This is a genomic window from Bathymodiolus japonicus methanotrophic gill symbiont (assembly GCF_019721995.1).
In the GTDB taxonomy this organism is placed as follows: domain Bacteria; phylum Pseudomonadota; class Gammaproteobacteria; order Methylococcales; family Methylomonadaceae; genus Methyloprofundus.
This window is the reverse complement of sequence record NZ_BLYC01000084.1, coordinates 1-9,048: the sequence shown is the minus strand read 5'-3', so window position 1 is coordinate 9,048 and position 9,048 is coordinate 1. Positions and strand designations below refer to the sequence as shown.

General features: G+C 41.8%; 18 protein-coding genes and 1 pseudogene. 11 read left to right on the top strand and 8 right to left on the bottom strand.

The window, feature by feature from the left end; all coding sequences use genetic code 11:
• Positions 1–331: 331 nt before the first annotated feature.
• Both K6984_RS29405 and K6984_RS29400 read right to left on the bottom strand, forming a co-directional pair.
• A complete protein-coding gene (locus tag K6984_RS29405) occupies positions 332–1,231 on the bottom strand; it encodes a hypothetical protein (RefSeq protein WP_221898531.1) in 900 nt (299 codons plus the stop codon).
• A 134-nt stretch (positions 1,232–1,365) separates the two neighbouring features.
• Entirely contained in the window at positions 1,366–1,515 is a 150-nt protein-coding gene (locus K6984_RS29400; protein WP_221898530.1) for a hypothetical protein, read from the bottom strand.
• Positions 1,516–1,658: 143 nt separating this feature from the next.
• On the opposite strand from K6984_RS29400, the gene K6984_RS29395 reads away from it, so the two are divergent.
• The gene (locus tag K6984_RS29395; RefSeq protein WP_221897617.1) at positions 1,659–1,901 is read left to right on the top strand and encodes a hypothetical protein; all 243 of its coding nucleotides are present in this window, start codon (positions 1,659–1,661) and stop codon (positions 1,899–1,901) included.
• A complete protein-coding gene (locus K6984_RS29390) occupies positions 1,898–2,533 on the top strand; it encodes a P-loop NTPase family protein (protein WP_221898529.1) in 636 nt (211 codons plus the stop codon). The genes K6984_RS29395 and K6984_RS29390 overlap by 4 nt, the downstream gene beginning before the upstream one ends.
• Before the next feature lie 280 nt (positions 2,534–2,813).
• Here the strand turns inward: K6984_RS29390 and K6984_RS29385 are convergent, their stop codons facing one another.
• On the bottom strand, positions 2,814–2,954 hold the full coding sequence (locus K6984_RS29385) for a hypothetical protein (RefSeq protein WP_221898528.1): 141 nt from the start codon (positions 2,952–2,954) through the stop codon (positions 2,814–2,816).
• Between the two features lie 25 nt (positions 2,955–2,979).
• The gene (locus K6984_RS29380; protein WP_221898527.1) at positions 2,980–3,126 is read right to left on the bottom strand and encodes a hypothetical protein; all 147 of its coding nucleotides are present in this window, start codon (positions 3,124–3,126) and stop codon (positions 2,980–2,982) included.
• Positions 3,127–3,186: 60 nt separating this feature from the next.
• Here K6984_RS29380 and K6984_RS29375 point away from each other — a divergent pair.
• The 5 genes and pseudogenes from K6984_RS29375 (at position 3,187) to K6984_RS35465 (ending at position 5,042) form a co-directional block, all read left to right on the top strand.
• A pseudogene (locus K6984_RS29375) lies at positions 3,187–3,848 on the top strand (IS6 family transposase).
• Between the two features lie 134 nt (positions 3,849–3,982).
• Complete coding sequence (locus K6984_RS29370; protein WP_147773958.1) at positions 3,983–4,198, top strand: hypothetical protein; 216 nt, start codon at positions 3,983–3,985, stop codon at positions 4,196–4,198.
• A gap of 98 nt (positions 4,199–4,296) precedes the next feature.
• A complete protein-coding gene (locus K6984_RS29365) occupies positions 4,297–4,572 on the top strand; it encodes a BrnT family toxin (RefSeq protein ID WP_221898526.1) in 276 nt (91 codons plus the stop codon).
• 4 nt (positions 4,573–4,576) lie between these two features.
• The gene (locus tag K6984_RS29360; RefSeq protein ID WP_221897892.1) at positions 4,577–4,789 is read left to right on the top strand and encodes a BrnA antitoxin family protein; all 213 of its coding nucleotides are present in this window, start codon (positions 4,577–4,579) and stop codon (positions 4,787–4,789) included.
• A gap of 127 nt (positions 4,790–4,916) precedes the next feature.
• Positions 4,917–5,042 carry a hypothetical protein gene (locus K6984_RS35465; protein WP_263458920.1) on the top strand — a complete coding sequence of 42 codons (126 nt, stop codon included), beginning with the start codon at positions 4,917–4,919 and terminating at the stop codon, positions 5,040–5,042.
• A 101-nt stretch (positions 5,043–5,143) separates the two neighbouring features.
• Here K6984_RS35465 and K6984_RS29355 read toward each other — a convergent pair whose 3' ends face one another.
• Positions 5,144–5,827, bottom strand: a complete 684-nt coding sequence (locus K6984_RS29355; RefSeq protein ID WP_221898525.1) for an IS6 family transposase — start codon at positions 5,825–5,827, stop codon at positions 5,144–5,146.
• A 100-nt stretch (positions 5,828–5,927) separates the two neighbouring features.
• A complete protein-coding gene (locus K6984_RS29350) occupies positions 5,928–6,482 on the bottom strand; it encodes a Yae1 family protein (RefSeq protein ID WP_221898524.1) in 555 nt (184 codons plus the stop codon).
• A gap of 718 nt (positions 6,483–7,200) precedes the next feature.
• Here K6984_RS29350 and K6984_RS29345 point away from each other — a divergent pair.
• From K6984_RS29345 to K6984_RS29335, 3 genes are all read left to right on the top strand, one after another.
• On the top strand, positions 7,201–7,332 hold the full coding sequence (locus K6984_RS29345) for a helix-turn-helix domain-containing protein (RefSeq protein ID WP_221898523.1): 132 nt from the start codon (positions 7,201–7,203) through the stop codon (positions 7,330–7,332).
• 156 nt (positions 7,333–7,488) lie between these two features.
• Positions 7,489–7,716, top strand: coding sequence for a hypothetical protein (locus tag K6984_RS29340; RefSeq protein ID WP_221898522.1), 228 nt, complete (start codon positions 7,489–7,491; stop codon positions 7,714–7,716).
• Between the two features lie 164 nt (positions 7,717–7,880).
• A complete protein-coding gene (locus tag K6984_RS29335; protein ID WP_221898521.1) occupies positions 7,881–8,111 on the top strand; it encodes a hypothetical protein in 231 nt (76 codons plus the stop codon).
• Here K6984_RS29335 and K6984_RS29330 read toward each other — a convergent pair.
• Positions 8,069–8,314: a hypothetical protein gene (locus K6984_RS29330; RefSeq protein WP_221898520.1), complete on the bottom strand. Its 246-nt coding sequence runs from the start codon at positions 8,312–8,314 to the stop codon at positions 8,069–8,071. The two genes, K6984_RS29335 and K6984_RS29330, sit on opposite strands and share 43 nt — an antisense overlap.
• Positions 8,315–8,532: 218 nt before the next feature.
• Between K6984_RS29330 and K6984_RS29325 the strand changes: the two genes are divergently transcribed.
• On the top strand, positions 8,533–8,820 hold the full coding sequence (locus K6984_RS29325; protein ID WP_221898519.1) for a hypothetical protein: 288 nt from the start codon (positions 8,533–8,535) through the stop codon (positions 8,818–8,820).
• A 69-nt stretch (positions 8,821–8,889) separates the two neighbouring features.
• Here the strand turns inward: K6984_RS29325 and K6984_RS29320 are convergent.
• Positions 8,890–9,048, bottom strand: a 159-nt coding sequence (locus K6984_RS29320) for an IS1 family transposase (protein ID WP_221898532.1), incomplete at its 5' end; no start/stop codon positions are given.

Below are 9,048 nucleotides of genomic sequence, written 5' to 3'. Positions count from 1 at the left end.
AATCTTTGTTTTCTGTAACAGCTATAACAAACCACATACCACACACCCAAATTAGTCAATCGCTTATTGGGGGGCATGTAAGCCCCTTAAAGACCCACAAAAACCTTTAACGGGTATGTATGGATAGGGGGTAGCTGTTAAAGCGCCTTAAAAGCGATATAAAACGCCTTAGCGAAGAGCTGGCGCGCCATGTGTACTGTGAGTTATCCTTTTTAGAGTACTCGGATTCAATTGTAAAAACATCAGGCGCGCCCAAGATAGAAGATTACAGATACGATAAAAAAGTTACTTACCCCCTGGGCGAAGAAAAAAAACAGGTTCATAACCAGGTTTACACAAATACGTATCTTTTGCGACAGAACCCGCCTGTGTGCTTTAATCCGCTGGGATAGATCGTGCCAATTCTAGGAGTCTCTGTTTCACCCCTCTCATCCTTAGCCCCGTTTTTCTCAGCATACAGTACGTACTCTTTTGAATCCGTTGCCCAAAAGACTAAAGATACAGCTGCCCCTGAATTACTCACATTAACTCTGTATATCGCAGGTCTACCGTTAACATCCTCATTAATTAACTCCTGAGTCATTTGTATGCGACCTCTACTCGTAATATAATCAACTTCACTCAGTTTCACTACTCCCAAATCATCGAATTTATAAAAACGGGATATATTCGTCCATTTTCCGTCATGATTAGAGCCTCCAGTGTGTGCGCCAAGTAGTTCCCCATCATCAAATGGCGTACCCTCTAAGTTTGCGGGTTCTTTAACCAGTTGGTTAGCGGCTTCGTCATAAGATAACATCAGATGTTTAAGTCTAGGCTCAAGGTCTTTAGAAATCGTACGTACATCTGCTTCCTCAGCTGATGCGTATCCTCGCTCTGCAATCTCTTCAATAGCCTTCTTTGTCAGATCTTTAAATAGTTGAGGTATTGGTTGGTCTTTATATGAAACTATTGAAACCCCCTCCTCCATCGTATCAAAAGAGGGACTTGCTAATGGATCATTTAAGTCTAACTCTTCATGATCAATCTCCACATACACCTTTGGTTTGCTAGGCACCTCTGGAACATAATCAGTAAAGGTTTCTCTGACAACCTCAGCAGTCCGTGGTTGCATAGTCTCACTTACTGGTATCTCAGGTTTATTGCCCCAACCTGATAACGCATAAGCTGTACCAAATACCAACAGTAATGCAGGTATAAAAATAAAAGCGTGTTCTTTGTAATATGCCATCTTCTCATCCTCTATATTTTTAATGAAACTAGTGAATCCTAGTTTCACATGGTCATTTATCTATACTAATTAAAAATTACAACTGTTACTCGATGTTCAAGTTTTTCCATCCCATTGCCATCAAACTCTTACCTTCACCCAGCAGAACAATACTTTAATGATACTGTTGGCCCTAAGCGCCCGCTGAAAATCATGGAAACGGAGCTTAGCGAAGTGGTGATTTTTAGCCCCTGATAAGCGACAGGAGTCCCGGAATTTCGTGAGGTAGCATGGCGCGCCTGCACTACAAAAAAATAGGATTATTTTCTTATTCATACTTTCATATTATGTGTATTGATATGCCATAAACAACATGTATACTATAACTTTCATAAAGTATGAAAGTAGTATCGTACCTTCATACTTTCGTATATTGAAAGGTGAGGCAATGAAAAAACCAGACATAAAAAGTTTAGACGGGCTAACGCCTGATGATGCTTTTACACAGACAGCACAGGCCGAGAGTGACAAGGGGCAAAAGGCAGCGAAAAAAACCTTTTCTCTACAGCAAAGGGATATTGACTATATCAATGCTCAAGCCGTGATAATGGCGCAAGAGGTTGGGAAAGTTGTTAGCGCAAGCGAAGCCCTAAGATATATCATTCAAAGAGACAGGAGCGCGAAAGTATGAAAGGTATAGTAATAGTTGGAACTAAGGGCGGAGTAGGGAAAACTTCTATAGCCCATCTTTTAGCGTTAGGCGCAGCATGGAAGAATACCCCTGCTTATTTAATGCACACAGACGACAGAGAGCCTATAGAGGTTAATGGGCGGCCTTATATGTATTATGATGCAAGACAACCAGAAACCCTATCTACTCTAATGGGTGCAGCCATTAATAGTGATGGTTTTTGCATTGTTGATAGCGGTGGTAATCGCCCCAAGTTTGATAAATGGATAGCGGAAAGCGTTGATCTTGTTTTAATGCCTGTTATCCCAGACCCCGAAGGCGTGGACATGGCAATAAAACATATGCAACAACTAGAAGAGTACGGGGCTAAAAATGTAAGGTTCATTATGAATATGGTATCAAGTAATGAAAATGAACATTTACGCGACTTTAGGGAATATTTTTCTAAGCTTCCAGAGGGGAAGATTATCGGAAAAATTAAGAAAGTGGCAGCCGTTAAACGATTACGAGAAAGTGATATAGAGCCTTTTAAAACGCCGCCTAGTAATGTTAATAACCTATCAAGAGCATTATATTTTACCGTTAAAGCAGCCCTTGAGAAAATCGAAGGAAAAGAAATAGAAGCGGAATAGTATGAAGGTATGATCATACTTTCATACTATCTTACTTTAATTTGTTTCAGGTCGAACCAATGAACCGTAAACGAACCATTCAAAAGGAGGTCATAGCATGATTGAATTATCAAAGGCATGTGTTAACAACTGTAACCTGCAAACTCTTTGCCATTCGTTGCGATCTAGCCACGTAAAGAGCCATGTGGGGCGACACACACCTCAAGGGTTATAAGGGTGTATTTTTGTGATAAAACGCCTGTATACGCCACTAGGTCTGCTTTTCCTAGCCACACCATTTTTATGGTTCTGTCGCATAAATCCCCCTCCCGACGCTGAAGATCATGGAAACGTAGCTTAGCGAAGTGGTGATTTTTAGTCCGCGATAGCCGTAGGGCAGTTGCTTTTGTCGGAGTCTGAGCGTTAGCGAAGGTGGAGACAAGAATAAAAGGCCATCCGACACGGCGTCAAGTCAGTTTGGAGCCTATGTTCCGACCCGCTTGTTGGGTCGGGACGAGGTGACGAGGACGAATCGGGGCCGCCGGAGGCATAAGTGGTCGCGTTAAGTTTTTGCTGCTTGCTGGGCTGGGATGCCCAGAAACAAGCTTTCGCAAAGACATAGCGCGACTGCCTTTCGCTATCATAATTCTCAATTTCAATAAAAGGTGGATCATATGCTCAGCTTCAAAGGCACTCACTTTCCAAAAGATGTCATTCTTTATGCTGTTTTCTTTTATGTCCGGTATGGCGTTTCGTATCGCGACCTTGAAGAAATTATGGAAGAAATACGCTCAATCGTTGGGTTATCCGTTATTCTCCTGCCATTGCTGTGAAAGCTAAATCTCAGAAACGAGGAACCAATAAATCGTGGCGCATGGATGAAACGTATATCAAAGTGAAGGGGCAGTGGACCTATTTATACCGAGCTGTTGATAGTCACGGAGATACGCTTGATTGCATGCTTTCTGAGCACCGTGATGAAGAGGCTGCAACCGCTTTTCTCAAACAAACAATTAACAATAATGGCTTTCCTGATAAGGTCGTTATGGATAAAAGTGGCGCTAACTATGCAGGATTAGCCAATATTAACCTCTTGTTAATCCTCGCTGGGTTTGCCACTATGATTGACATATTACAAGTTAAATATTTGAATAACATCATCGAACAGGATCATCGCTTTATCAAAAAAATAACAAAACCGATGATGGGCTTTAAAGCGTTTCACTCCGCCCAAGCAACAATTGATGGAATTGAAACGGCACATATCATCCGAAAGGGGCAATTGTCTGAGGAAAATATTCCTGCTTATAAGCAGTTTATGGCTTTAGCAGGATAGTTATGCCTGAAGACCAGGAGGTCTGTGCTTTTGATAATTATTGCGACAGAACCCCTATTGCTTAACAGGCGCGCCATGCTACCTCACGAAATTCCTGGACTCCTGTCGCCATAATTCGTTCACCTACGCAGCGGATGGGAGATGCCCTGAACGCCCTGCGTCCGCAACGACTACGCACAAAAGCAGCTTCGTCATTACTACCTCACTGGCTGGACGGCTATTCGGAATGCAATTCTTGCTCCTCTCGCGTGCTGCTAGCACACGTCGAATCAGCGAATTGCCCTGTCGCCTATCAGGGACTAAAAATCACCACTTCGCTAAGCTCCGTTTCCATGATTTTCAGCGGCTGAGTAGTTACCAATAAATCAAGATTAAAATTAAAAGTATTTAAGGCTTGATTTAGAATTCGTATGTATGTACAGTTGTATATACAGCTAAGGGGCTAGCCATGTATGAATGGAACGAAGAAAAAAACAATAAGAACCTATCGGAAAGAGGGCTAGATTTTTCAGATGCAGAAAAAGTTTTTTTAGGGCAATGCGTTACTTTTGAAGATACAAGGCAAGATTATGGCGAACCGCGCTTTATAACTTTTGGATTGTTAGAAAATAGAACCGTAGTCATAGCCCATACTCCACGCGGGAATAAAACTAGAATTATCTCAATGAGGAAGGCGAATAACCGTGAACAAAAAACCTATAAAGAGCGACTTAAAACGACTTGATGCAATGGCAGATAAAGAAATAGATTATTCAGAAATAGCTGAATTTGACGCGGAATTTTTACGCACCGTGGAAATGAAAATAACGCCCGTAAAAAAAGCGGTATCTATTCGCCTAGATGCAGATGTATTGGATTGGCTAAAATCTCAAGGAAAGGGCTATCAAAGCCATATTAACGCGGTTTTGCGTTCTTATTACGAAGCTCACAAGAACCATTAAAACCAGTGTGAGGCTTGCGGGTTATTTCTTGGCGTTTTTGAAGTCTTGAAGCTGGCAGAATTTGCGAGCTATGCGAATGTATATACAAAATGGCTACGCATTTTTTTATACATTCGCGCTCGGCAAAATGCGAGATAAATTATATCTCCAGAAGAAAAAAGAAAAACCTTCCAGATGGTCTGGCTCAACCAGAAACTGGGATGCTACAGGGCCAGTTTCATTAAATCCTGACAGGACTGATGAAGCGGCTTAAATAATTTAGGCGAAAACTATCTTGAAAAACACCGCACGCTTTATTGCTGGTTCTGTCGCAATAATTATCAAAAGCACAGACCTCCTGGTCTTCAGGCATAACTATCCTGCTAAAGCTATAAACTGCTTATAAGCAGGAATACTTTCCTCAGATAATTGCCCCTCTCGGATCATATGTGCCGTTTCAATTCCATCAATTGTTGCTTGGGCGGAGTGAAACGCTTTAAAGCACATCATCGGTTTTGTTACTTTTTTGATAAAGCGATGATCCTGTTCGATGATGTTATTCAAATATTTAACTTGTAATATGTCAATCATAGTGGCAAACCCAGCGAGGATTAACAAGAGGTTAATATTGGCTAATCCTGCATAGTTAGCGCCACTTTTATCCATAACGACCTTATCAGGAAATCCATTATTGTTAATCGTTTGTTTAAAAAATGCGGTTGCAGCCTCTTCATCACGGCGCTCAGAAAGCATGAAATCAAGCGTATCCCCGCGACTATCAACAGCTCGGTATAAATAGGTCCACTGACCCTTCACTTTGATATACGTTTCATCCATGCGCCACGATTTATTGGTTTCTCGTTTCTGAGATTTAGCGTTTACAGCAATGGCAGGAGAATAACGGATAACCCAACGATTGAGCGTAGCATGATCCACTTCAACACCTCTTTCTTCCATAATTTCTTCAAGGTCGCGATACGAAACGCCATACCTGACATAAAAGAAAACAGCATAAAGAATGACATCTTTTGGAAAGTGAGTGCCTTTGAAGCTGAGCATATGAGCCACCTTTTATTGAAATTGAGAATTATGATAGCAGATAACGTCGGGAAGGGGGATTTATGCGACAGAACCTTCATGGGACTTTTAAAACACGCACTTAATAATCAGGCACGAAACCTTGTTCATACCCATTATCAAATCCGGTTAGATACCCATCGTGGAATCCTTTTTCATACCCCTTTTTGTGTCCCGCATCATATCCTAAATTCCACACCTCCCGGTATACAGAATAGTGAATGCTTTTGATAGTGTCTTTTTTCTTCAAAAAGCTCCCTGTCTCGGGATCCGTTATCTTCGTAACCACCACCGGGATATCATAAGCTGTTGCGTGCTTTTCAATATCAACCATCATACTCTGTAAGTCAAGGTTTGTGGAATCCCACCCCTCTGGATGATCCTCCTCAACAATCGCGATGAGCTCACAAGCTGTATTACCATTTCTGTGGTATGCTTTATCTAAAGCCCAGTCGATAAAGGTTGAATGCCTATTAACGACTAATATACTTGTGATATCTTCACTCTCGACACACGGGTAATACAAGGTATAGCCCTCTTCAAGGGCTTCCGAGGGCACTACTTCCGCCACCGCGTGAGTGGTTAAAAGTGCTATGGAAATAGCCATCCCTAGTTTCTTTATTTTGTTTAAATACATGTGTAATTTTATCCTTTTTCGATATTCTATTTAAAGCGAGGAAGTTAATCGGTTCTGTCGCAAACGGGTTCTTAATTGACTCGTTACCAAGTCATAAAGAAATTAATTCTTCATCCATTGCAAGAGCAAGTTATCAATACCTTCGCCAAAATAAGGGAGAGAAAAAACTAAGGATGGCCAGAGGTCGGTAAAATACTAGGTCACCACAGCACTTACCAAAATATGACCATGTTCGAACATCATAGCAATACTTGAAGCCTTAAGTCCAAGCTTATCTACCAAAAAACTGAAACACTTAAGTTTAATCATAGAATCGACGCTATCAATGACTGGACGTGTCACGATGCTAGGCATTTCCAGGTCGACTGAAAGAGGCGGTAGTTACCGTACTGTTCAGCGTTTCGAGGAAAAACAGCTCAATGGGCTGAATTACGCTGGTTATTGATTAAGAGCCATATAAGTGAAAAGTGTTTGGGCACCTGGGTTCTTATTGGGGACGAAGTCGTTGTCACTAAATCAGGAAAGCAAACATATGGCTTAGGGCTATTTTTTTCGTCCATTCAAAACCAAGCGGTGCCAGGTCTGTGTTTTATCAATCCTGAATTCGTATAATAAGTGCATAACCCTCTGCAAGTATTGGCTAGACTAACACCTGTTGAATTAAGACAAGACATAGGTGTAAAGTAAACAGCTACCAAACAATTTACAGAGGCTACAAATGAGCTATACACACCTATGTCCTGAAGAAAGATATTATATAGAAATTGAATTAAAAAAGGGAACTTCACAGAATAAAATAGCAGAAGCCTCCCCCCGTGTCAGGATAGTTTTCGCCTTATTTGAAAAATAATAACTCAAATTGCTGTTTTTTTCAGTCAGGCGCGCCATGCTACCTCACGAAATTCCTGGACTCCTGTCGCCGTAATTCGTTCACCTACGCAGCGAATAGGAGATGCTCCAGCCGCCCTGCGTCCGCCACAGACTGTGAGCACAAAGCAGCTCAGTCATGGCTACCACAAATGGCTCTACGGCTATTCGGGATAAAATTTTAGCCTCCCTCGCGCGCTATCGCGCACTTCGGATTGGCAAATTTCCCTGCGCCTTCTGGAGACTATCAGCCCGTCCGGGGCTGATAGCGATGGCAGGCATGATCAATAAAATGTCCATCCGCTGCTTCTATGGTGTATTCGTCAAGTTCCGGGAATGCTTTAAGATAATCAATGCCTTGCGATAGCAGTGTTTCAGAGTGAAGATGATAGCTCTGCTGTTCAAATGCCTCAAGCATACTTGTTCGTCTATGCGACTTCAGTGATTTAAAATACGTTGAGTCAGGCGCGCCATGCTACCTCACGAAATTCCGGGACTCCTGTCGCCATAATTCGTTCACCTACGCAGCGGATGGGAGATGCCCTGAACGCCCTGCGTCCGCAACGACTACGCACAAAAGCCGCTTCGTCATTACTACCTCACTGGCTGGACGGCTATTCGGAATGCAATTCTTGCTCCTCTCGCGTGCTGCTAGCACACGTCGAATCAGCGAATTGCCCTGTCGCCTATCAGGGACTAAAAATCACCACTTCGCTAAGCTACGTTTCCATGATTTTCAGCGGGGGAAGCAGCTGGCCATAAATCTGTTCATTGGTTTGGAGGAAATGGCGACCACTATCGACTACACTGATACAGCGTAATAACCCAAGCCGAATAAAGTCGATATCCTTCAACTCTGGGCATGAACGAGCCCACAAAGGATGACGCTCTGCTAACAGGGCACGTTCCATACTTTCATTGCAGTGTTGGTGAATATGTTCAGAGAGTGGTAGGTCTTTAAGCATGGGTGATATCCGTTTATAAGGTGATTAAAACGGAAATTTTTAGAAAATTTTTTTCGGCAATTGCAAGCTTTATTTGAAATTATTTGTTGTTTCTTTACGGTGGCTACAGAGTGTCTATTTGCTGTTATAAGTGATTAAAATCAAAAAGATGGAAATATTCGAGTGTTGCTACCTTCAGGTAGGTTATAGGCTGCTTTGTTTAGGTACTTCTTCTTTCAATGGGAACACTGATGGTTTTTAATGATCCTGATACGGCTAGTATTATTGAAGAGCTACAAGAAAAAACACACCCCTTAGACGCTAAAAAGCGAATTATTGAACGTGCGTTAGCTAAGCAGCAAGAAATAAGCTTAAAACTCATTCAGGAGCGCGATAAAGAGCATTTGAATGCCACGCATACAGTGAGAAGATTTGAAGCGTTAAAGTCGAGCTCTCACTTACTAAAGCATGATCATGAGGCATTGTTACACCGTGATCATGACTGTATGGCGATTAAGGGGGGGTGAGCGTTGTAGTAAGAAATGGATTACTGATGCTATCTATCATGATATTAATATTCATTTTTGGGTAGTGGGTTAAATCTGTGTTTTTGCATGAATATCCCTGCCAAATTCCACCTTATTTATTAACAGACCAATCACAATATCATGCATTTTCTCTAACTTAGAGAAGCAGATTGTTCGACGAGTTAATCGTTTTATCCATGCTCTAAAATTCAAGTTTTTACGTTCAAT